General features: G+C 66.5%; 23 protein-coding genes and 1 tRNA gene. 5 read left to right on the top strand and 19 right to left on the bottom strand.

The window, feature by feature from the left end; all coding sequences use genetic code 11:
- The first annotated feature begins 69 nt into the window (after positions 1-69).
- Genes ACXYMN_RS00835 through ACXYMN_RS00825 form a run of 3 tightly spaced genes read left to right on the top strand, consistent with a single transcriptional unit; the run spans position 70 to position 3,624 of the window.
- Positions 70-1,389: an aspartate aminotransferase family protein gene (locus ACXYMN_RS00835; RefSeq protein WP_459011473.1), complete on the top strand. Its 1,320-nt coding sequence runs from the start codon at positions 70-72 to the stop codon at positions 1,387-1,389.
- A gap of 24 nt (positions 1,390-1,413) precedes the next feature.
- Entirely contained in the window at positions 1,414-3,009 is a 1,596-nt protein-coding gene (locus ACXYMN_RS00830; RefSeq protein ID WP_459011472.1) for an FMN-binding glutamate synthase family protein, read from the top strand.
- 60 nt (positions 3,010-3,069) lie between these two features.
- Positions 3,070-3,624, top strand: a complete 555-nt coding sequence (locus tag ACXYMN_RS00825; protein ID WP_459011471.1) for a carboxymuconolactone decarboxylase family protein — start codon at positions 3,070-3,072, stop codon at positions 3,622-3,624.
- Between the two features lie 173 nt (positions 3,625-3,797).
- Here ACXYMN_RS00825 and ACXYMN_RS00820 read toward each other — a convergent pair.
- The 15 genes from ACXYMN_RS00820 to iscR all read right to left on the bottom strand — a co-directional run bounded on the left by ACXYMN_RS00820 (position 3,798) and on the right by iscR (position 14,553).
- Positions 3,798-3,874: transfer RNA gene (locus ACXYMN_RS00820), tRNA-Arg, on the bottom strand.
- Between the two features lie 124 nt (positions 3,875-3,998).
- Positions 3,999-5,219 carry a cysteine desulfurase gene (locus tag ACXYMN_RS00815; RefSeq protein ID WP_459011470.1) on the bottom strand — a complete coding sequence of 407 codons (1,221 nt, stop codon included), beginning with the start codon at positions 5,217-5,219 and terminating at the stop codon, positions 3,999-4,001.
- Positions 5,212-5,802, bottom strand: coding sequence for a YIP1 family protein (locus ACXYMN_RS00810; RefSeq protein ID WP_459011469.1), 591 nt, complete (start codon positions 5,800-5,802; stop codon positions 5,212-5,214). Before ACXYMN_RS00810 ends, ACXYMN_RS00815 begins: the two co-directional genes overlap by 8 nt.
- Positions 5,799-6,287 (bottom strand): YIP1 family protein, encoded by a 489-nt coding sequence (locus tag ACXYMN_RS00805; RefSeq protein ID WP_459011468.1) that lies wholly within the window; start codon positions 6,285-6,287, stop codon positions 5,799-5,801. Before ACXYMN_RS00805 ends, ACXYMN_RS00810 begins: the two co-directional genes overlap by 4 nt.
- 4 nt (positions 6,288-6,291) lie before the next feature.
- Entirely contained in the window at positions 6,292-7,575 is a 1,284-nt protein-coding gene (sufD, locus tag ACXYMN_RS00800; RefSeq protein ID WP_459012338.1) for a Fe-S cluster assembly protein SufD, read from the bottom strand.
- Positions 7,575-8,330 (bottom strand): Fe-S cluster assembly ATPase SufC, encoded by a 756-nt coding sequence (sufC, locus tag ACXYMN_RS00795; RefSeq protein ID WP_459011467.1) that lies wholly within the window; start codon positions 8,328-8,330, stop codon positions 7,575-7,577. Before sufC ends, sufD begins: the two co-directional genes overlap by 1 nt.
- A 31-nt stretch (positions 8,331-8,361) precedes the next feature.
- Positions 8,362-8,964, bottom strand: a complete 603-nt coding sequence (locus ACXYMN_RS00790; protein WP_459011466.1) for a hypothetical protein — start codon at positions 8,962-8,964, stop codon at positions 8,362-8,364.
- Positions 8,961-9,854: an FkbM family methyltransferase gene (locus tag ACXYMN_RS00785; protein WP_459011465.1), complete on the bottom strand. Its 894-nt coding sequence runs from the start codon at positions 9,852-9,854 to the stop codon at positions 8,961-8,963. The genes ACXYMN_RS00790 and ACXYMN_RS00785 overlap by 4 nt, the downstream gene beginning before the upstream one ends.
- 1 nt (position 9,855) lies before the next feature.
- On the bottom strand, positions 9,856-10,176 hold the full coding sequence (locus ACXYMN_RS00780) for a heavy metal-binding domain-containing protein (protein WP_459011464.1): 321 nt from the start codon (positions 10,174-10,176) through the stop codon (positions 9,856-9,858).
- Complete coding sequence (locus ACXYMN_RS00775) at positions 10,176-10,385, bottom strand: hypothetical protein (RefSeq protein ID WP_459011463.1); 210 nt, start codon at positions 10,383-10,385, stop codon at positions 10,176-10,178. Before ACXYMN_RS00775 ends, ACXYMN_RS00780 begins: the two co-directional genes overlap by 1 nt.
- On the bottom strand, positions 10,382-10,558 hold the full coding sequence (locus tag ACXYMN_RS00770) for a hypothetical protein (RefSeq protein ID WP_459011462.1): 177 nt from the start codon (positions 10,556-10,558) through the stop codon (positions 10,382-10,384). Before ACXYMN_RS00770 ends, ACXYMN_RS00775 begins: the two co-directional genes overlap by 4 nt.
- Complete coding sequence (locus ACXYMN_RS00765; RefSeq protein WP_459011461.1) at positions 10,555-11,328, bottom strand: FkbM family methyltransferase; 774 nt, start codon at positions 11,326-11,328, stop codon at positions 10,555-10,557. Before ACXYMN_RS00765 ends, ACXYMN_RS00770 begins: the two co-directional genes overlap by 4 nt.
- 29 nt (positions 11,329-11,357) lie before the next feature.
- Entirely contained in the window at positions 11,358-12,881 is a 1,524-nt protein-coding gene (sufB, locus tag ACXYMN_RS00760) for a Fe-S cluster assembly protein SufB (RefSeq protein ID WP_459011459.1), read from the bottom strand.
- A gap of 42 nt (positions 12,882-12,923) precedes the next feature.
- Positions 12,924-13,967, bottom strand: coding sequence for a cysteine desulfurase family protein (locus ACXYMN_RS00755; RefSeq protein WP_459011458.1), 1,044 nt, complete (start codon positions 13,965-13,967; stop codon positions 12,924-12,926).
- A gap of 124 nt (positions 13,968-14,091) precedes the next feature.
- On the bottom strand, positions 14,092-14,553 hold the full coding sequence (iscR, locus tag ACXYMN_RS00750) for a Fe-S cluster assembly transcriptional regulator IscR (protein WP_459011457.1): 462 nt from the start codon (positions 14,551-14,553) through the stop codon (positions 14,092-14,094).
- A 173-nt stretch (positions 14,554-14,726) separates the two neighbouring features.
- On the opposite strand from iscR, the gene ACXYMN_RS00745 reads away from it, so the two are divergent.
- Positions 14,727-15,380, top strand: coding sequence for an alpha/beta hydrolase (locus tag ACXYMN_RS00745; RefSeq protein ID WP_459011456.1), 654 nt, complete (start codon positions 14,727-14,729; stop codon positions 15,378-15,380).
- A gap of 8 nt (positions 15,381-15,388) precedes the next feature.
- Positions 15,389-15,640 (top strand): hypothetical protein, encoded by a 252-nt coding sequence (locus ACXYMN_RS00740; RefSeq protein ID WP_459011454.1) that lies wholly within the window; start codon positions 15,389-15,391, stop codon positions 15,638-15,640.
- A 230-nt stretch (positions 15,641-15,870) separates the two neighbouring features.
- Here the strand turns inward: ACXYMN_RS00740 and ACXYMN_RS00735 are convergent, their stop codons facing one another.
- The 4 genes from ACXYMN_RS00735 to ACXYMN_RS00720 form a co-directional block, all read right to left on the bottom strand.
- Entirely contained in the window at positions 15,871-16,452 is a 582-nt protein-coding gene (locus ACXYMN_RS00735) for a DUF924 family protein (protein WP_459011453.1), read from the bottom strand.
- 100 nt (positions 16,453-16,552) lie between these two features.
- Positions 16,553-17,827 (bottom strand): MFS transporter, encoded by a 1,275-nt coding sequence (locus ACXYMN_RS00730; RefSeq protein ID WP_459011452.1) that lies wholly within the window; start codon positions 17,825-17,827, stop codon positions 16,553-16,555.
- 32 nt (positions 17,828-17,859) lie between these two features.
- Positions 17,860-18,975: a tRNA preQ1(34) S-adenosylmethionine ribosyltransferase-isomerase QueA gene (gene queA / locus ACXYMN_RS00725; RefSeq protein ID WP_459011451.1), complete on the bottom strand. Its 1,116-nt coding sequence runs from the start codon at positions 18,973-18,975 to the stop codon at positions 17,860-17,862.
- 31 nt (positions 18,976-19,006) lie between these two features.
- Positions 19,007-22,306 carry a YhdP family protein gene (locus tag ACXYMN_RS00720; RefSeq protein WP_459011450.1) on the bottom strand — a complete coding sequence of 1,100 codons (3,300 nt, stop codon included), beginning with the start codon at positions 22,304-22,306 and terminating at the stop codon, positions 19,007-19,009.
- Positions 22,307-22,372 lie beyond the last annotated feature (66 nt).

Raw genomic sequence — 22,372 nt, 5'->3', positions numbered from 1 at the left:
TCCAGCCGCATTCCCTATCGTGCCCGTGAAACCAATGATGCGCCGCATCCGGCGCAGGAAGGCGGACCGATGTCGCATATTTTCGCACGCCATTGCCATTCCCAGCCCCCCGTCGCCGTCGGCGGTGAAGGCTGCTATCTGATCGACAGCACCGGCAAACGCTACCTCGACGGATCGGGCGGGGCCGCCGTCAGCTGCCTTGGCCATGGCGACAAGGACGTGATCGCCGCCATCTCGGCGCAGCTCGAAAAGCTGGCCTTCGCCCATACCGGCTTTCTGACGTCCGAGCCCGCCGAAACGCTGGCCGACCTCCTGATCGCGCACGCGCCCGGCGATCTCGACCGGGTCTACCTCGTGTCGGGTGGATCCGAGGCGACCGAGGCCGCGATCAAGCTGGCGCGGCAATACTGGGTCGAAAAGGGCCAGCCCGACCGGGGCCGCCTGATCGCCCGCAAGCAAAGCTATCACGGCAACACCATCGGCGCGCTGTCGGCGGGCGGCAACGAATGGCGCCGCCAGCAATTCGCGCCGCTCTTGCTCGATGTCAGCCATATCGATCCCTGCTATGAATACCGCCTGCGCCGCGACGACGAAAGCGCCAAGGAATACGGGTTGCGCGCGGCCCAGGCACTCGAGGACGAATTGCTCCGCGTCGGCCCCGAAACGGTCATGGCCTTCATGGCCGAGCCGGTGGTCGGTGCCACCGCCGGTGCGCTCGCCCCCGCGCCGGGCTATTTCAAGCGCATCCGCGAGATTTGCGACAAGTACGGCATCCTGCTGATCCTCGACGAGGTCATGTGCGGCATGGGGCGCACCGGCACGCTTTTTGCCTGCGAACAGGACGGCATCGCGCCGGACATCCTGTGCATCGCCAAGGGTCTGGGTGCGGGCTACCAGCCCATCGGCGCGATGCTCTGCACCGCCGAGATCTACCAGGCGATCGCCGATGGCACCGGCTTTTTCCAGCACGGCCACACCTATATCGGCCATCCCGCCGCCGCCGCCGCCGGCAACGCGGTGGTCAATGCCATTCTGGACCGGGGTCTCTTGGCGCGCGTCAACGAACAGGGCGACAAGCTCGTGGCGCGGCTGCAGGACCGGTTCGGCCAGCATCCCCATATCGGCGACATTCGCGGGCGCGGCCTGTTCCGCGGCCTCGAGATCGTCGCCGACCGCGCCACCAAGGCCCCCTTCGATCCGGCCCGCAAACTTGGCGCGACGCTGAAGAAGGCGGCCTTTGCCGAGGGCCTGATCTGTTACCCGATGTCGGGCACCATCGACGGCAAGCTTGGCGATCACATCCTGCTGGCCCCGCCCTTCATCATCGAGGATCAGCAGCTTGACGAGTTGACCGACAAGCTCGACCGCGCCATCGCCGCCACGATCTGAGCCATTGACCCAAGGGAAAACACCATGCGCTTCGCTGTTCTGATCGGGGTCGCCCTGCTGGCCCTGCTGTCGCTTGTCGCCGTGTACTGGAGCATCTGGTTCCTGCTGGGCGTGCTGGTCTTCGGCACGCTGACCCTGGTCGGCGTCTACGACGTCACCCAACCCAGTCACTCGATCCTGCGCAATTACCCGATCATCGGCCATATGCGCTTCATGTTCGAAGGCATCCGCCCCGAGATCCGGCAATACCTGATCGAAAGCGATCAGGACGAGGAGCCGTTTTCCCGCGACAAGCGCTCGATCGTCTACCAGCGCGCCAAGGGCGTCGAGGACAAACGCCCCTTCGGCACCCGCCAGCGGGTCTATGACCAGGGCTACCAGTGGATCACCCATTCGGTCGCGCCCAAGCACCTCAAGGACCACGATTTCCGCCTGACCATCGGCGGGCCGGACTGCACCGCCCCCTACGAGGCCTCGCTCTACAACATCTCGGCGATGTCCTTCGGCGCGCTGTCGGCCAACGCCATCCTGGCGCTCAATACCGGCGCGAAGATGGGCGGTTTTGCCCATGACACCGGCGAAGGCGGGATCAGCCGCTATCACCGTCAGGGCGGCGGCGACCTGATCTACGAAGTCGGCTCGGGCTATTACGGCTGCCGCACCCCCGACGGCCGCTTCGACCCCGAGAAGTTTCGCGAACAGGCCGCCGACCCGCAGGTCAAGATGATCGAGCTGAAGCTGAGCCAGGGCGCCAAGCCCGGCCATGGCGGCATGCTGCCCGCCTCCAAGATCACCCCCGAGATCGCCGAGGCGCGCGGCGTGCCGATGGGTCAGGACTGCATCTCGCCCGCCAGCCACCCCGAGTTCTCGACGCCGCTGGAACTGGTGCGGTTCATCAAGACGCTGCGCGACCATGCCAGCGGCAAGCCCGTGGGCTTCAAGCTCTGCATCGGTCACCGGCGTGAATTCATGTGTATCGTCAAGGCCATGCTTGAGACCGGCATCGTGCCCGACTTCATCGTCGTCGACGGCAAGGAAGGCGGCACCGGGGCCGCGCCGCTGGAATTTGCCAACCATGTCGGGATGCCGCTGGTCGAGGGGCTGACCTTTACCCACAACACCCTGCGCGGCGCGGGGCTGCGCGATCGCATCAAGCTGGGCGCGTCCGGCAAGCTGGTGACCTCGTTCGACATCGCCAAGGCGCTGGCGCTTGGGGCCGACTGGGCCAATTCCGCGCGCGGCTTCATGTTCTCGATCGGCTGCATCCAGGCGCAGGCCTGCCACACCAACCATTGCCCCGTCGGCGTCGCCACACAGGACCCGATGCGCCAGCGCGCGCTGAACGTCGAGACCAAGTCCGAACGGGTTTTCCGGTTCCACCAGAATACGCTCAAGGCGCTGGCCGAGATGACCGGGGCCGCGGGCCTTGCCGCGCCCGGCGACTTCCGTCCGCACCACCTGCTGATGCGCGAACGCGCGCGCGACATGGTCACCGGCGAAGAGGTCTATCCCTACCTTCCCGAAGGCTTCCTGCTGCGCGAGGAGCGCGACAAGTTTGGCTATCTCGACCGCTGGAACCGGGCGCGCGCGACCGATTTCGAACCCTTTGACGTGGTCTGACCCGCCCGCGGCCCGTTCCCGGCCCGTTCCCAGCACCGCCGCCCGCCCGGAGAGCCCGACATGGCCGACAGCACCCGACTTGCCCCCGTCACCGACGCCGATTGGCCCGCCGACATCGCGGCGATGCGCGACGGGTTCGCCGGGGGTCTCAACGTCTACCGCACCATGGCCCATCACCCGGCCTTGCTGGCCGCCTGGTCGGGGCTGCGGGCGCATATCGTGCAGGACCCCGCGCTTGGCCGCGTCCTCAACGAGGTGGTGATCCTGCGCACCGGCTATCGCCTGGGCTCGGATTACGAATGGCACCAGCATATCGAACGCGCCCGCGCGCTGGGTCTGTCGGATGCCCGCATCGCTTCGATCCGCGGCCCGAAAGACGCCATGTCGGAAGAGGATCGCCTGCTTTGCACCGCCGTCGACGACCTCTTCGATGCCGCGCGCCTTACCGACGCCACGCGCCGCGCTTTGATGACCACCTACGGCAAGGAGGCCACGCTCGACCTGCTGGCAACCGTCGGCTTCTATTCGGTCCTGGGGTTCATCCTGAACAGCTTCGAGACGCCGCTCGACGCCGACATCCGCGCCCGCCTCGACGCGGCCCCGCTGGCCCCCTGATCCGGGTTCGGACGGCGCACCGACCGGCCCGGTCCGGCGGATCACGCGGTCCGGACAATGGGAAATGGCGCGCCTGAACGGCAATACGCCGAACTGTGCCCCAAGCGTCCAACCGGACGCCGGGCGGTCAGCCCGCCCCATCGGAGGCACCTTGCGCCGTGAGATATGTAAAATGGCGCACCCGAGAGGATTCGAACCTCTGGCCTCTGCCTTCGGAGGGCAGCGCTCTATCCAGCTGAGCTACGGGTGCCTGCGCCGTGTGCTACAAGGCTTCAAAACCGGACGCAACCCTGCGCGCGCGCCCGAACCGGCGGAAAATGCCGGAACCCGCGTCAGGCGGCGTCGCGCGGCCCGTTCAGCACCGGCTGGGCCGCTCAGCCGAACAGCTCATGCGCCAGTTCCAGCGCCTCGATCAGCACATCCACCTCTTCGGTGGTGTTATAAAGCCCGAAGGACGCCCGGCAGGTCGCCGTCAGCCCCATGTGGTCCATCAGCGGCCCGACGCAGTGCTGCCCGGCCCTGACCGCAACACCCTTCTTGTCAAGAATCGTCGAGATATCATGGGCATGCGCGGCACCGTTCATGGTGAACGAGAAGATGGCCGCCTTGTTGTCCGTGGTGCCCTGCACCGACAACCAGTTGAGCCCGTAAAGCTTGCTGCGGGCATAGTCGCGCAGACCCGCCTCATGCGCCGCGATGTTCTCCATCCCGAGGCCCATCATGTAGTCCAGCGCCACGCCAAGACCGATGGTCTGGACGATGCCCGGCGTGCCCGCCTCGAACTTCATCGGCGCGTCCGCATAGATGACCGCGTCCTTGTGGACCTCGCGGATCATGTCGCCGCCGCCCAGGAAGGGCCGCATCTCGGCCAACCTGTCGCGATGCACAAAGATCGCCCCGGAACCGCTTGGCCCATATAGCTTATGCCCGGTGATGGCGTAGAAATCCGCGCCCAGTGCATCGAGGTTCAGCGGCATGTGCACCGCCGCCTGCGATCCGTCGACCAGCACCGGCACGCCTTTCTCATGCGCCGCGTCGATGATGGTCTTCACATCGACAACAGTCCCCAACACGTTGGAAAGATGGGTAATCGCCACCAGCTTGGTCTTGGGCCCGATGGCGTCGATCACCGCTTGCGGGTCAAGTGCACCGCGGCTGTCCACATCGACCCAGGTCAGCTTGACCCCCTGACGTTCGCGCAGGAAGTGCCACGGCACGATATTGGCGTGATGCTCCATCACCGACAGCACGATCTCGTCGTCTGCGACCATCCTCGGCATCGCCCAGCCATAGGCCACCATGTTGATGCCGTGGGTGGTGCCCGTGTTCAGAATGATCTGGTCTTCGTCCGCGACGCCGAGAAACCGCGCGATGGTGCCGCGCACGCCCTCATACTTTTCCGTCGCAAGGTTAGAAAGGTAGTGCAAGCCCCTGTGAACGTTTGAGTATTCCTCGGCGTAGGCGCGGGTTACCGCGTCGATCACCACCTGTGGTTTCTGCGCCGACGCGCCATTGTCGAGATAGACAAGCGGCTTGCCGTTTACTTCGCGGGCAAGGATCGGAAAGTCCTTGCGGATGTCGTAGACGTCATACATTGCCGTTCATCCCAGAGGCCGTGGCCCCGATCAGCGTGAAAAAGAAGGACATCCCCAGCGCCAGCCCGGTCACCGCCAGAAGCAGCACGACGGCGGCCTTGCCCAGCGACGGGAACCGATGCGCTTCGGCCAGGAAATTGACCAGAATCCAGAGCCCGACCATCGAGGCCGCCAGCGACACGACAGTGGCGATCACCGGCGACAGCGGCACCAGCACAAGCATCATCGCCTGCACCATGACCCGCAGCCCCTGCAACCAGATCATCATCAGGCCGACATCCTCGATGCGACCGACCCCACCCACGGCGCGTCCGCACCAGGTCAGCACCAGCGCCACCATCGCCAGAATGCCGCCCAGACCCATGAAGAAGGTCAGCGGCTGTTCGACGAAAGGCGCGATGGCCGGATCGGGCAACGTGATCAACGCCGAGGCGCGCACAAGCGCGGTGTTCAGCACCAGCACCAGCCCCGCCGAAACCAGCAGCGCCTCGTGCTCGAGCTTCAGCGACAGCAGCCAGCGCGCCACTTCGCGCGGGGCGACGACGCTGCGCCAGGCCAACCGGAGATATGCGTGAAGCGTCATGCCAAGTGCCTTTTTTCGGCGACGCGCAGCCCGGCGATCCAGAACCACAGGAACACGCCGACCCAGATCGCTCCGACCACCGACAGCCCCGGCCCGGGGCCGATGAAGCCCGCGACAAGCCCGTTCAGCAGCACCAGTGGGCTTGACGCGAGCAAGCTCCAGAACAGCGCCATGCGCGCGCCGTACCACGACCCCTGCCCGCCGACGACGCGCGCGACCATGTGGCTGACCGCCGCGATGCCGTACATCAGCAGGGGCGCGATGAAGATCCAGCCGAACAGCGCCCCGCCAAGCTGCGGGTTCAGCTCTTCGCCCTGCAGATGCGCGTCCCGGGCCAGCGCAGGCAGGCGCGACACGAAATACAGCACGCAGGCCGCCATCAGGATGGCAAGCGCCCGGTCCTCGCGCCGCGCCCCCGACAGCAGGCGGTGCATGACCGCCCCGGGCCGCCGGTAGCTGGCGACGATATCGCTGGTGACCGCCACGGCCTCAGACGGTCCGTCGCCGCTTCATCCACGCCTCGATCCGCATGTTCACCTCGTCCTGCAAGGTCTGGTCCTCGATCTCGAGGACCGCCTCGGCCAGAAACGCAAGCGTCAGCAGGTCCTCGGCTTCGCCCTGTGGCACGCCGCGCGACCGCAGGTAGAACAGCGCATCCTCGTCGATCGCCCCCGAGGTCGAGCCGTGCGAACAGGCGACGTCATCGGCGTAGATCTCAAGTTCGGGCTTGGCGTCGAATTCTGCGTCGTCATCCAGCATCAGCGCCTGGCTGATCTGGTAGCCGTCGGTCTTTTGCGCGCCCTTCCGGACCAGGATCTTGCCCTGAAAGACGCCCCGCGCGCCGTTGCGCAGCACCTTCTTGTAGACCTGCCGGCTTTCGCAATTCACCGCGTCGTGGGTGATGAACACCGTATCGTCGTGGTGAAACGCGCCATCGCCCATGCAGGCCCCCGCCACATGCGCGATGGCATTGTCGCCGGTCAGTTCCAGCACCACCTCGTTGCGCGTCAGCGCGCCATTCGCGGTCAATGTGAAGGACTTGAAGGTCGACTCTTCACCGAGACGGGCAAAGACATGCGTCGCGGCACGCCGCTCATGGTCGCGGCCCTGCAGGCGAATGTGGTGGAAGGCGGCACTGTCGGCCACATCGACCTCGAGCACGCAGTTGAACCGCGCCGCCGCCGGACCGTTTTCAAGAACGGTCAGGTCCGCGCCGGAGTCCAACTTGATGCAGTGATGCAGGATCACATCAGAAGTCTCTGATTTGTGCAGGTAAACGAAGTGCACCGGCTTGGAGACCTTGCCCGTGACATGGATCAGCACGCCATCGGTGGCAAAGGCGGTATTCAGCGCCGCCAGCGGCCGTTCCACCGGGCTTTGCCCTACCGCCTCCAGCTTGCCATAGAGATCGCGCGCCCAGTGAATATCCGCCGTGCTGCCGCCCAGCCGCGCGATGGTCAGGCCTTCGAGGCTCAGATCGTCCGACGCGTCGGCATCGAAGACGCCGTCGACGAACACCACCCGAAGCCGGTCCACGGCATCGAAGGCCGGGGTGTCCGGCTTGTCGAACAGCGCCGCCTTGGGCGGGTCGGCCTGCACCAGCGTTTCCGGCTTGGTGTACTTCCAGTACTCGTCGCGCGCATGCGGCAGGCCCATGGCCCGAACCCGCGAAAGGGCATCCTTGCGGGCCGCCTCGCTCCAGCCGCCGGAGGGCAGCTGCATGCCCCCCAGCCGCGCCTCGGTGGCGTCGATTTTAAGCTGCGGTACGGCCATCATGCAGTCTCCGTCAGGATGTTGGCATAGCCGTTCTGCTCGACCTCGAGCGCCAGGTCCGGGCCGCCGGACTTCACGATGCGCCCATCCGCCATGATATGCACCACATCGGGTTTGATGTGGTCCAGAAGCCTTTGATAATGCGTGATTACCAGAAACCCGCGATCCGGTGAGCGCAACTTGTTCACACCCTGCGACACCAGCTTCATCGCGTCGACATCCAGACCGGAATCGGTCTCGTCGAGGATGCAGAGCTTGGGCTCCAGCATCGCCATCTGCAGGATCTCGTTGCGCTTCTTCTCGCCGCCCGAAAAGCCCACGTTGACCGGGCGTTTCAGCATCTCGGCGTCGATCTCAAGGTCTTTCGCCCTGGCGCGGATGGTCTTCAGGAAGTCGGTCGCCGACATCTCCTCTTCGCCCCGCGCCTTGCGCTGCGCGTTCAGCGCGGTGCGCAGAAAGGTCATGTTGCCGACGCCGGGGATTTCGACGGGGTACTGGAAGGCCAGGAACAGGCCCGCCGCGGCGCGCTCTTCCGGGTCCATGTCGAGGATGTCCTCGCCCAGCAGCGTCGCCTCGCCCTCGGTGACCTCATAGCCGCCGCGCCCGGACAGCACGTAGGACAGGGTCGATTTGCCCGACCCGTTCGGCCCCATGATCGCGTGCACGGTGCCCGCCTCGACACGGAGGTTCACGCCCTTGAGGATCGCCTTATCCTCTTCTTCAAGTTTGACGTGCAGGTTCTTGATTTCCAGCATGTTTCTTCCTTTTCCGTCTTGTGTTCGCGTCTCAGGGGCGCGTCATCAATTGCATGATCCGAAGCAGGCGATCCGGGGGGATCGGCTCGGGTGTGACGTCGAACCGCGCCATGCGGCCGGTGATCTGTGGTTGGCCAAGGAAGGCCTCAACCTGGTGGTAATGCTTGCGATGGACGTAATCATCGAACAGCAGCGTGACAGGGGCCCGCGCCATGTATTTCGCCGCCAGCGCACAGCCCTGCCGGAACCGCCCGTCAACCAGAACCACGTCGGGCTGGCGAAACTCGGTCAATCCCCAGACCTCGAGCGGGTAGCGCGGATAGCGCTTCCATTCGCTTTCGTCGACCGGATGGCCCCATTCCTTCGTGGCCCCGATATCAGACCAGATCACGTCGACCTCGGACCCCTGCGCGGGCGCATGCTCTGCGAACCAGCCGCGCATCATCCCGGCCCAGGCGCGGTCGCTTTCGACCGAAAAGACGCGCTTGCCCGGCATCTCGGCGGCCATCACCGTCGATCCGCCCGAGCCATATTCCAGGATCACCGATGCCCGCGCATATTCCGCGTGCACCAATGCCGCCTCGGCCTCGGGCAGGGTCAGTTCGGGCCGGGTGATGGTTGCGGCCTCGGTCATGGCGCCCCCGGGTCGGCTTCGCGCAGCATCTGGCGGTAGGCATCCAGCGCCGCGGCGGGCACCACCTCGCGCCGCACCAGTTCGGTCAGGCAGCGCGCCGCCAGATCGTGCAGTTCCAGCGCGCCATCGGCCAGCAGCGTGTAATGCTTGAGCTGTTCATCGCTGAAATCCTCCATCCGGCGCGGATCGCGCAGGAAGATGGCGTCGCCGTCGATCAACTGCCCGTTTGTATGCGCCCCGCGCGGCACATGCAGCCCCTGCGCGTCGAAAAGCGCGGCATCGATGATCGTGCGGAAACTGTGCAACAGGAACCCCTGCGCCAGCAATTCGCCCATCTGCTGATCCAGCAGCGGCTGATCCTTGTAAAGCGGCATGAAGGCCACTTCCGTCACCACCGCCAGCGCATCCGCCAGCTTGTCGCGGCCGTTCTGGAACACCGCCAGCTCGCCGCCCTGGATGTCGATCTTCAGCAGATCCAGCGCGTCGATTTCGGCCATGTCGTCCATGCGCTGGGTCTCGACCGGAATGGTGTCCATCACCTGCGTCATCCGCGACCAGCGCGGCCGCCAGAGGTAGGTCTGGGTCAGCGGCTCGGGCTCGAACAGCGATGTGAACCCATCCTTGCGGCAGATATACAGCGTGCCCGGCGTGCCGTCGCCCACCGCATAGGGCAGATACCGTTCATGCGGGCCCTGCCGCGGCCCCAGCGCCTCGAAGGCGGCGGGCTGCGGCTCGAACCCGGTGACGCGCGCGGCCTTGGCATCGACCAGCGGCATGTAAAGCGGGACCTCGGTCGGGTTCGCTCCGACGTCGATGATCTCGGTCAGCCGCTCGGGCGCCAGCAGCCCGCGCAGCGTGTCGATCCGATTGCCGTGCATTGTCTCTGCCATGTCAGTCGCGCTCCGCTATCACTGCGGTGCCCGACACCGACACCATCAACATCGTATCGCCGACCACCTCGTAATCGAGGTCGACCCCCACCACCGCATTCGCGCCGACCGCGTGGGCGCGCGCCTCAAGCTCGCGCATGGCGGTGTCGCGGGCATCCTGCAGCTTGGCCTCGTAGGCCCCCGACCGGCCACCGACGATATCGGTGATCTGGGCAAAGAGATCGCGGAACACATTGGCCCCCATGATCGCCTCGCCGACCACGATGCCGCGATAATCCGCGATCCGGTATCCTTGCAGAGTGTGGGTCGTCGAAACGATCATCAGGGCATCCTCATCCAAGTGAAAACCATCATCACCACCAGCGCCAGCAGGCCCGCCGCCAGCGCCGTCAAGGTGGCAGAGCCGCGGATCAACCCGTCGGTTCGGCCACGACGCGCCTTGATCACGAAACCCACGAAGGCCCCGATGAAGACACCGATGGCCGCACCGGCGCTTTTCGCCACCAGCCAGATCAGCAGCTCGGCGCTCATCGGCCCGAACCCCGCGTGACCGCCTGCGCAAAGAGGTTGCCCAGAAATCCCGAGATGAAGGTCACGATCAGAAAGATCCCCATATCAAGAACGCCCGCCAAGACGCTGACAACAATCGAGAAGATCACGCAGAACGCCCCGGTCAGGGCCGCCGGGAGAAGCGCGAGTTTCATGCGGTCTCTCCCGGCTCGATCAGGACGTTCTTGTTGCTCCGGTAGCGCCGGTGCGTCTCCGTCTCGACATATCCCACCTCGGAAAGCCAGGCGTCGAAGGCAGCGTCGTTTTCCTGGTCAACCTCGACCATCAGGCGCGGCCGGACGCGCTTCAGCGTCTCTTTCAGACCGTTCAGGACCTTGATTTCCATGCCCTCGACGTCGACCTTTATGAAATCGGGTTTCAGATCGGCGAAGGCCGCGTCGCCGGTGGTGACGGCAATTTCGCCTTCACCCTCGAGCATCTTCGTGGCACCGATGTTCCGGTCGCGTTGTTCCAGCCCGAACGACCCCGACGGCGTATCCGACATGCCGATCCCCAGGCCCCGGGTGTCGTATCGCGGCAATACGCCATTCAGCATCGCGGTCAGCAGCATGAGCCGCAGGCAGCGCGGATTGGGTTCCACCGGAACGACCAGGCGCGCATTCAGGAACAACGCGGCAAACAGAGAGTGATTGCCGATATTGGCCCCGATATCGATGAACGTCCCGCCCAGGGGCACATAGCGCCGCAAGGCCTCGAGTTCGGGCTGCTCGTAGAACGCGCCCTGGCGATGATCGCGCTGGATCGGGTCACGCTGGACATCCGTCGCGAACCACAGCGGATGCCCGAAGACCCGGGCGCAAGTCACGTCCACTTGGGAAAAGTTCACCGGCGTGCCGTTCGATACCGCCGCAAGCATCGCGGCGGCGTCGAAAGTGTCCGGCTCTGCCAGCAGCCCTTGCCCCATGGTGTCGCGTCTCCGTCCTGCGGCGGGCCCTAGCCCACGGACCCTTCAAGCGAGATCGCGACAAGCTGTTGGGCTTCCATGGCAAACTCCATCGGCAAGGCCTGCAACACCTCCTTGGCAAAGCCGTTGACGATCAGCGCCACCGCCTCTTCCTCGTCCATGCCGCGGCTCTGGCAATAGAACATCTGGTCGTCATCGACCTTCGAAGTGGTGGCCTCGTGCTCGACCCGGGACGAGTTGTTCTTGACCTCGATATAGGGCACCGTATGCGCGCCGCACTTGTCGCCGATCAGCAGGCTGTCGCACTGGGTGTAGTTGCGCGAGTTTTTCGCCCTCGGATGCATCGAGACCAGCCCGCGATAGGTGTTCTGCGCCTGACCCGCCGAGATCCCCTTGGACACGATGCGCGACCGGGTGTTCTTGCCCAGGTGCACCATCTTGGTGCCGGTATCGGCCTGCTGCCAGTTGTTGGTGATGGCGATCGAGTAGAACTCGCCCTGGCTGTCATCGCCGCGCAGGATGCAGGACGGGTATTTCCAGGTGATCGCCGATCCGGTCTCGACCTGGGTCCACATCACCTTCGAACGGTCGCCGCGGCAATCGGCGCGCTTGGTGACGAAGTTGTAGATGCCGCCCTTGCCGTCCTCGTCGCCCGGATACCAGTTCTGCACCGTCGAATACTTGATCTCCGCATCCTCGAGCGCAATCAGCTCCACGCAGGCCGCGTGCAGCTGCGCCACGTCCCGCTGCGGCGCGGTGCAGCCCTCGAGGTAGGACACGTAGGACCCCTTGTCGGCGATGATCAGCGTGCGTTCGAACTGGCCGGTATTTTCGGCGTTGATGCGGAAATAGGTCGACAGCTCCATCGGGCAGCGCACGCCCGGCGGGATGTAGACGAAAGAGCCATCCGAAAACACCGCCGCGTTCAGCGTCGCGAACTTGTTGTCCGACGCCGGAATAACCGAGCCCAGGTACTTCTTGACCAGCTCGGGATGCTCCTGCACCGCCTCCGAGATGGAACAGAAGATCACCCCCGCCTTCTTCAGCTCGGCCTGGAAGGTGGTCCCCACCGACACCGAATCGAACACCGCGTCGACCGCGACCTTGCGGCCCTCGGCGGGCGCGCTCTCGGCCCCCTCGACACCGGCAAGGATCATCTGCTCCTTCAGCGGGATACCCAGCTTCTTGTAGGTTTCCAGCAGCTTCGGGTCGACCTCGTCCAGCGACTTCGGCTTCACCTCCATCGATTTCGGACGCGCGTAGTAATACTGGTCCTGATAGGGGATCGGCGCGATGTTCAGCATCGCCCACTCCGGCTCCGCCATCTCGAGCCAGCGGCGAAACGCCCCGAGACGCCATTCCAGCAGCCATTCCGGCTCGTTGTTGCGCTCCGAGATGAGCCGCACGATGTCCTCGTTCAGCCCCTTGGGGGCATACTCCATCTCGATGTCGGTGTCCCAGCCGTACTTGTACTTGCCGCCCAGCGTACGAACCTTGTCGACCGTCTCCTGATCGACGCCATCCTTCACTTCGGGAGTGTCCAGAACCGTCATTGTCCGACCCTTCTTCATGTCAACCTGTGGCGCGGGGGCACGTCATGCCGCCTTCGCGCGATGTCTTTTCAAGCGATGCAGCCAGCTTTCCGCAAAGCGCATCACATCGTCTTCCGTCGTCTCGAGCCCCAGGCTCACCCGGATCGCACAGGACGCGACCGTCGCGTCAAGACCCATCGCCGTCAGCACCCGGCTGGCCCGCACCTTGCCCGATGAACAGGCCGATCCGGCGCTGATGGCAAACCCCGCAAGGTCCATCGCCATCACCTGGGTCTCGCCCTTCCACCCCGGATACGCAAAGCACGCGGTGTTGGGAAGCCGCGCCGCCCCTATTCCGACAAATTTAGTTTCTTCGGCGTCGGCTGCAATGGTCTTTTCTAGAATGTTTCTAAGTTTCTCGACCCGCGACCACCGATCCGCGTCGAGATCCTGCATCGCCGCCTCGGCCGCGGCCCCGAATCCCGCGATGCCGATGACATTCTCGGTACCCGCGCGGCGCCCCATCTCCTGACCGCCGCCGCGGATCTGTGCGGCAAGCTCGGTGCCGCGCGGCATCACCAGCGCGCCCACGCCTTTCGGCCCGCCCAGCTTGTGCGCCGACACGATGGCCATGCGCGCGCCCGACCAGTTGAAGGCAAAAGGCCGCTTGCCGAGGATCTGCGTCGCATCGGTCAGCGCCAGCCCCTGCGGCAGGTCCTGCAGCACGCCGGTCTCGCTGTTGGCCGCCTGCAGCACAGACGTGCCCGGATCGTCCACCGTGACGCGCCCGTCGCGATCCACCGGCAAGACCGGATCGATCCAGGCCGCCACCGCGTCATGCTCGATATCCGCGCCGCGCACGCCCCGCCCCGCCAATGCCAGCGCGGCGGCTTCGGTGGCCCCCGACACAAAGATCACATCCGCCCCGTCCGCCCCCAGCGCCGTGGCCACCTGCCGCCTTGCGCGCTCCACCAACGCCTTGGCCGCGCGCCCTTCCGCGTGCACCGAAGACGGGTTGCCCGACACATCCATCGCCGCGATCATCGCCGCGCGCGCCTCGGGGCGCAGCGGTGCCGTCGCGTTGTAATCGAGATAGACCCGCCTCACGCGCCGCCCCCCGCGCTTTCCATTTTCCAAGTACGCAGGCCGCCGCCCGCCACCCGCGCCCCGCCGGACAACCGGGTGCCCGGGCATCGCGCGGACAGCCCGCACGGGATGGACAAGCGCCCGCTCACGCCTCGTCCACCACCGCAAACAGCGACGGCACCGCCGGGCACGGCACCATGGCGTTGCCGACAACATCCGACAACCGCGTCTGGTGCAGGAACACGTAGACATGCGCCGACAGGCCCTGCCACAGCCGGTTGGTCAGCGATTGCGCCTTCGATCCCGACGCCCCGCCGGACGCGCCCGCACCCTTGTGCATGGCGTCCACGGTCTCGTCCACCGCGCTCAGGATATCCACCACCCGGATCTCCGTGGCCGGCCGCGACAGCCGGTAGCCGCCGCCCGGCCCGCGCACCGATGCCACCAGCCTGGCGCGCCGCAGCTTGACGAAAAGCTGCTCCAGATACGGCAGCGACAGGTCCTGCCGCCGGGCGATATCCGACAGCGTCACCAGCTCACCCTCCGCCTGCATGGCGATATCCACCAGTGCCACCATCGCATAGCGCCCCTTGGTGCTCAGCTTCACAAGCGCCTCCCATCGCGCCCCGCATCCCGCGCCAGCGCCTTAAACGATTGACCTCAACGGTCGATTTGCATATCTGCGGCAAAGCCCAGACGCGTGTGCGCCCGGATTTAGAATTATTCTAAAGAGCTTGATCGAATTCGTCAAGAATTCCAACGAAGGAGGCGTGACGCCCTATGCCCGAGGTCATCTTCCCCGGACCCGAAGGCCGCCTTGAAGGCCGCTACCACCCCCAGAAAGACCGCGATGCCCCGATTGCCATCGTGCTTCATCCGCATCCGCAATTCGGCGGCACGATGAACAACAAGGTCGTCTACAACCTGCATTACGCCTTCTACAACATGGGCTTCACCGTGCTGCGCTTCAACTTCCGCGGCGTCGGGCGCAGCCAGGGCGAATACGACCAGGGTGTGGGCGAACTCAGCGACGCGGCCTCCGCACTCGACTACCTGCAATCGCTCAATGCCAATTCCAAGCATTGCTGGGTGGCGGGCTTCTCGTTCGGGGCCTGGATCGGCATGCAGCTTCTAATGCGCCGCCCCGAGATCACCGGCTTCATCTCGGTCTCGCCCCCGGCCAACATGTACGACTTCTCGTTCCTGGCGCCCTGCCCGGCCTCGGGCCTGATCATCAACGGCACCGCCGACCGCGTGGCCCCACCCGCCGATACCGAGACCCTTGTGGGCAAGCTGCAGGACCAGAAGGGCATCACCATCACCCACCAGCAGATCGAAGGCTCCGGCCACTTCTTCGAAGAGCCGCATATGGACACGATGATCGGCAACGTGTCCGACTACGTCAAACGCCGCCTGACCGAAACCTCGAGGTAGTATTCCCCATGTCCTTCCTGACCGATCTGGCCGACGATCTGGCCCGCGACACGCTCAAGGTCATGGACGCGACCGGCCATGATCGCCTCCACATGGAGGTGGCCGAGGTGCTGGCCGCGGCCTCGACCACGATGGAAGAGGAATACCTCACCTGCATGCGTGTGCGCCTCGCCGAGCGGCGCGGCCGGGCGTTCCTCGAGGACATGACGAAAAAGCTGCAATCGAAGGCGGTGGATGGCGGCAGCGTCGCCTCCGGCTGATATCGCCCCGATTGTCCCGCATGGTGCTTCGGGGCCGGGGTGACACCGCCAATGCCCTTCTCGCGCCCCGCCAGTGCGCGCCCGGGACCCACGTCGCGCCCTTCGTCGTTCCCGTCGCCTTCCGCGCAGCCGACGCAGACAGCCCCGCACCGCACTTGGCCCAAACGCCTTTGACCAGACGCCTCCTCGGGTCCGATGCCTTCTCGACCAGACGCGCTCTCGCGCTGCGCTCAGGCCGCCTGTTTCTGCATCTCGCGCAGGATCTGGCCGTAGCCGCCCTCTTCGACAAAAGACCGCTCGCTCTTGGTGAAGCCGCGGTTCAACGCCTCGTTGCGATAGGGAAAGCGCCCGAACTTGCGGATGACCTCGCGGTGCACGCGGGCGTGCAGCAGGTTGTCCGCGCCGGTCTGGGGCATGCGTTCCTTCATCAGCCGGATGCATTGCTCCTGATCGCACAGGTTCTCCGAATGCATCATCGGCAGGTAGAAGAACTGCCGCGCAGGCGCGTCGATCTTCAGGTCCCAACCGCGCCGCACCGCCTGCTTGGCCGCCGCCAGCGCCACGGAATCGGACGAAAACGCCTTTGCCTGACCCCGGAACATGTTGCGCGGAAACTGGTCGAGCAACACGATATAGCCAAGCGCGCCCGACGGATAGGTCAGCCACAACGCGAAGTTGCCCGCCATCGCCGCCTCCCATGTCGGCAGAAAGCGCGCGCGGATCGTCTCGTCCAAGTCCGCGTCCTGCTTGTACCAGCCGTCCGGACCCACGTCATCGAGCCAGAACGCCAAGATTTCTTCCGGTCCCGTCATGCCATACTCCTCACACTCGAACCGACCACCATGCTCAAAAACCTAAGCACTGTGGCGCGGGCTGCAAAATCACCTTTTGTGACAACGGCATAGAACATCGTCACCGCACCACGGCACCGGCCTGCGCCGCGTGCTCGGCGTCGGCCTCGGACTGCTCGTGCCAGACATCCTGCGCCGCCTCGATGGTCACCGCCGAACTGGTGTGCATCATCGGGATGAAATCGTTGGGGTCGGTCACCGTCGGACGCTTGGTCGCCCGGTACAGCGCGTAGCCGGTCAGCATCAGCATCGGCACCGCGATCAGCACGAAGAACGCCGACGGGCCGACCGTCACCATCAGGTAGCCGGTCAGGATCGGACCGCCCACCGCGAAGATGCCGTTGATGAATTGCAGCCCGCCCGACGCCGCGGCCATGTCCTCGTATTCCAGAAAGTCGTTGGTATGGGCGATCAGCAGCGAATAGAGCGGGTTGGCCGTACCGCCGATCACCACCGCCGCGCCGACCAGAACGTAGAACGACCCCGAATACGCCGCCGCCACCAGCGCCGCCGCGCCGCCCATGGCCGCCGCCGCCGCGATGACCACGCGCCGGTCGATCCGGTCCGACGCCATGCCCAGCGGGTATTGCAGGATCAGCGCGCCCACGTAGAAGGCCGCCACGAAGATCGAGATCTGCGGCAGCGTCAGCCCGGCTTCGGTCGCATAGACCGCCGCCATGCCGTATTGCGCCGCGAAGACAGTGCCCATCAGCGCCATGCCGACACACCCGAGCGGCGACGAGACGAACAGCCGCCGCAGGGTCATCCGCTTGGTCGACGAAAACGGCGGCGTCGGCGTCACGCTCAGCAGGATCGGCGCAAAGGCCAGCGACACCAGCACCGACGGGATCACGAACAGCAGAAAGCCCGACTGGTCCGGCAGGTTCAGCAGGCCCTGTGCGGTGATGATGCCCAGCATCTGCACGATCATGTAAAGCGACAGCGCCTGCCCGCGCGTGGCATTGGTCGAGGCGTTGTTCAGCCAGCTCTCCGCCGTGACGTAAAGCCCGCAGAAGGCAAAGCCCAGAACGATCCGCCCCAGCACCCAGAAGCCCGCGAAGGGCAGCGCCGGAAACAGGATCAGCACCGCCGAGACGATCGACCCCAGCGCCGCGAACACCCGCACGTGACCGACCCGCTGGAGCATGCGCGGCGTGACCTGCGAGGCGATGATGAAACCCAGGAAATAGGCCGACATGACGATCGACATGACAAAGGGCGAAAACCCCTGGCCCGCCCCCCGGATGCCCAGCAACGACCCCTGCAGGCCATTGCCCACCATCAGCAGCGTCATCCCCAGCAACAGCGCCCAGGATTTGTTTAGGACCGATAACATGATGCGCACCAATGACGGGATGTCACCCGCGCTTAACGCGAATCCGCAGGCGTCCTCAATGCCATATCAACCGCCTGGCGGTCGGTTTGCGCCAAACTCCGCTCAGGGATCAGCAGCGACGCATCCCCGTATGAGAAAAAGCGGTACCCGGCACGGATCGCATGGTCGTAGATGGCCATGATCCGGTCGCGCCCCATCAGCGCCGAGACCAGCATCATCAGGGTCGATTTCGGCAGGTGGAAATTGGTCATCAGCGCATCGCTGACCCGGAACGGGAAGCCCGGATAGATGAAGATGTCGGTCTCGCCCTCGAAGGGCGCGATGGCGCCGCCCCGCGCGGCGGTCTCGATCAGCCGCAGCGCCGTGGTGCCGACCGGCACGATGCGCCCGCCCGCGGCTTTCGTGGCGGCGATCTCGTCGGCGGCCCGGGCGCTGACCTCGCCCCATTCCGCGTGCATCCTGTGGGTGGTCACGTCCTCGACCTTGACCGGCAGGAAGGTGCCCGCGCCCACGTGCAGCGTCACATGGGTGAAGGTCACGCCGCGCGCGGCCAGCGCCGCCAGCAGGGGCGCGTCGAAATGCAGCGACGCCGTTGGGGCCGCCACCGCGCCTGCGCGTTCGGCCCAGATGGTCTGGTAGTCATCCTTGTCGCGCGCATCGGCGGGGCGTCTGGCGGCGATATAGGGCGGCAGCGGCATCGCGCCCGCCTCGGCCAGCGCGGCGTCGAAATCCGCGCCCGCAAGGTTGAAGCGCAACCGCGCCTGCCCGTCGCCCCGGCCTTCGAGGACGGCCGACAGGGCGGACGAGAACACCACCTCCTCGCCGTCGCGCAGCTTCTTCAGCGGCTTGACCAGCGCCCCCCATGTGCCGTCGCTCTGTGGCTCCAGCAGGGTCACCTCGATGCGCGCCTCGGTGGTCCCCGCCGCCCCTTGCCGCCTGCGCATCCCCGAAAGCCGCGCCGGGATCACCTTCGTGTCATTCAGGACCAGCCGGTCACCCGGGCGCAGCCAGTCCGACAGGTCGGACACCACCGCGTCGGTGATCCTCGCGCCCTCGGCCACCAGCAGCCGCGCCGCGGATCGTGGCCGCACAGGGCGCGTGGCGATGCGGTCCTCCGGCAGGTCGAAATCGAAATCGGAAAGCTGCATGGCGCGCGGGCCCCGGGGCTGTTTCAGTCGCTCAGTTCCCGACCTCGGGCGCGGGCCGCCGGAAAATCTCTCGGAACATGCCGGGGGTGAACACCGAAAGCGGATTGACCGCAACCCGTGGCTGGTCCGCGGTGCCGTTGATGGTGAAATTGAACCCGAAAAGCCCTTCGCCGCGCCGCGTCAGCACCTCGCCCACGGCGTTGAGAAAGTAGATCGGCGAAAACACCCCCTGCAGATCGAGCGTCTTGCTGGCCAGATTGATGTAGCCGTCCATCGAGATGCCCATCGACGGCCCCGTCGCCGAGGATCGCCGCAGGATCAGCTGCGCCGGGGTCAGCCGGAACTCGGCCTCGACCTCGGAAAAGAAGATGCCCGGCCCTTCCAGCTGATCGAGAATGCCGACGATCGACACCGCGTCCAGCATCGCCCCCAGCGCCGGGGCGTCGCGCAGCCGCGCATCGCGCACGCTGACGCGGCCGTCATAGGTGCCCTGCACGCCCCGGACCGGGACCAGCGACAGATCCATGCTGCCGTCGTCGACGTTGCGGAACAGGCCCGTGGCCTCCAGCACCGCGCCGGCATTGTCCGATTGCAGACGGATCGCGGTGCCGCCGTTGCGCGGCACCGCGATGCCCGTCAACGCCACGGAACGCCCGCGCAGACCGGTCTGGAAAGTGCCGTTCAGCCCGCCCGCGACCTGGAAGTCGCCGCGCAGCCCCTCGAACACGATGCCCTCGGTCACTGTCAGCTGGTCCAGCGCCACGCTGAGCGGAATGGCCCCGCCGCCACCACCGCCATCACCGCCACTGCCATTGGTGCCGAACGTCGCCCGCCGCAGATCGAGTCTGCCGCCGGTGACCGTGATGGCGGGAACGCGGCCCGCGCCCCGCGCCGCCAGCGTCACGGCACCGTCGAACCATCCGCCCAGCGACACCTGCGGCAGATCGAGCCGCGCAAAACCGCCCGCCGGGGTCAGCGCCACATTGCCAGACGCGGTCAGCCCCGCCCCCGACAGCGACAGCCCGTCAAGCACCAGCGGCGTGCCCAACCGCCCGGACAGCGCAAAACTGCCGGTCTGGCGCGTGCCCAGCCGCCAGCCCACCGCCGGAATCGCCAGTGCCAGCCCCGCCAGATCCGAGCGCAGCGTAAAGGCGGGCCGTCCGCCGCGCGGCAGGTCCAGTTCGAACCGCCCGGGTCCGCTGCCCTGCACCATGCCGCGCGGCAGCGCGATCCCGAAGGCCCGTGCCGCCGCGTCCGACAGCTGCACCTGCGCCGACAGCCGCGCGGGCTCGGTCACGCCCACCCCGAAGGGCAGCCGGAATGTGCCCGACACCGGCACCCCCGACAGCGCGGCATCGCCCGACACCTCAAGCCAGGTCTCGCCCGCCGCCACCGCCAGCCGGTCGGCGGTCAGCATCCGCCCCGGCACCACCACGTCGCTGCTGGCCTCCTCGACGATGCCCGCGACGTCGATCGTCAGGTCCGGCAGCTTCAGCCCGCGCTTCAGCGGCAGGGTGATGCGCCCCTGCGCCGTCAATTGCCCCTCCACCAGCGTCACCGGGCGCTTGGCGCGCTGCATCACCCGCAGCGGCTCGGCGTCGAGAAACGCCAGCACCGCCGTCACCGTCGACCGCGTCCGCAGCCCGATCTCGCCCAGGGCGGGCCGGATGCGGGCGTCGGGTATCACGAATTCCGATCCGCTCAGATCGATGGCCCCGCCCTCGGACGGCACCGCGACGCCGCGCTCCAGCATCACCGACAGGCGGTCATTGGCGATCACCAGCTGCCCGTCGGCGCCGACAATCGGTGGCAACGTGCGCGCGAACCGCACCTCTGCCCCCTCGAAACGCAGGTCGATATGCCGGTCGGGCTGCCGCGCGCCGGGCGCCAGCCGCACCGAGATCCGCGCATCCCGGACCTGCCCGGCAAGGACGTTGTCGGTGAACCAGGTGCGGGTCTTCGAGGCCAGCATCCCCGGCCAGTAGCGCGCCACCGTCGCCGGATCGGTCCGGGCCACCGTCGCATCCAGCGCCACCTGCCAGCCCTCCGCCCCGGCGCTGACCCGTCCCGAGGCGCGCAGCGGGATCGCGTCGTCGACGATCCGCAAACGCCCAAGCTCAAGCGTGAAGGGATCCAGCGTCAGGCGCAGATCGGCCTCGGCCTCGGCAATCTCGAGCGGCGCATCGAAGATTTCCCGCGGGTTGGCCGACAGGTCCGAAAAGGTGAACTGGCCCACGAAAGCCGCCGCGCGCCCGTCGCCCGCCGCCTGCAGCGTCACCTGCCCCGCCGCCCGCGCCCGTCCGACGGCGCTGTCCACCGCGATCTCGGAAAAGCGCAGCGTCTGGCTCAGCGGCGCAAAGGTAAAGGCGGTGCGCGCACCGGCAAAGGCCACCGGCTGGGCCCCGGCATTGGGTTGCAGCGCCCCGGCCCCGATCGCGAAGGCCACGTCCAGCCCGCCCAGCGTGCCATCGGTGTCGAGATAGCCGTTCAGATCGCCCGAGATCGGCGCCCTGATCGCGCCCAGCCAAGCCAGCGCCGGGCTTTGCGTGGCAATATCGCCCGAGGCCAGATTGTCGAGGCTGAGCCCGAAGCTCAGATCCTGCGCCCCGATCTCGCTTTCGGCACGGACCGACACGGCGGCCAGCCCCGACGCCCCGCCCAGCAGCACCACGTCGCCATCCAGCCGCAGCGTGCCCGCCACCCGCCGCGCCGTCAGTTGCCCGCCATCGGCGGTCCAGCCGCGCCCGGCGCGCGCATCCTCGTAGCGCAGCGTGATCGCATCCAGCGTCACCGCGTCCAGCCCGGCCAGCAGCGGCGTGTCGAGCGCGCGATCGATCCGGGCCAGCAAGGTCGGCAGGTCGGGCCGCTCTTCGGCAGGCTCCAGCCCGAGGCCCAGGCTCAGCGCGCCGTCGCGGTCCCGCTGCAACGCCAGGATCAACCCCGAGGCCTGCGCCTCGCGCAGCGCCAGTTGCCGCGACACCAGCGCCCGCGCCGACAGCCCCGCCCGCATCTCGGTCAGGGTCGCCACCGGTCGCCCCTCGGCGGTCGCCACGCTGAGATTGCTCAGCCCGATCCGCACGAGGCCCGCGCTCAGCAGCTGAAAGCGCAGATCGCTGAACCGCACGTCCAGCCCCGGCAAGGCCGCGTCGATGCGGGCCTCGACCTCGGCGCGCAGCCACTCGGGCGCATCCAGCGGCCGGTCGAGCGACGACCAGACCAAAAGCGCCAGCGCCGCCAGCCCCGAGGCCAGAAGCCCCAGCGTCCAGCCGCCCCAGTGCAAGGCCCGGCGACCCGCGCTGCGCCGCACCGGTTGACTTTCGCGGCTCGTCACTGGAAGCGTGCCTTGCTCGGGTTATTGTCCATGATCATGATCTAACGCATCGCGGCCCGGAGTGAA

This window comes from Roseivivax sp. CAU 1753 (genome assembly GCF_054482575.1).
The sequence above is the reverse complement of the archived record's forward strand: the minus strand, read 5'-3'. Positions and strand labels throughout refer to the sequence as shown.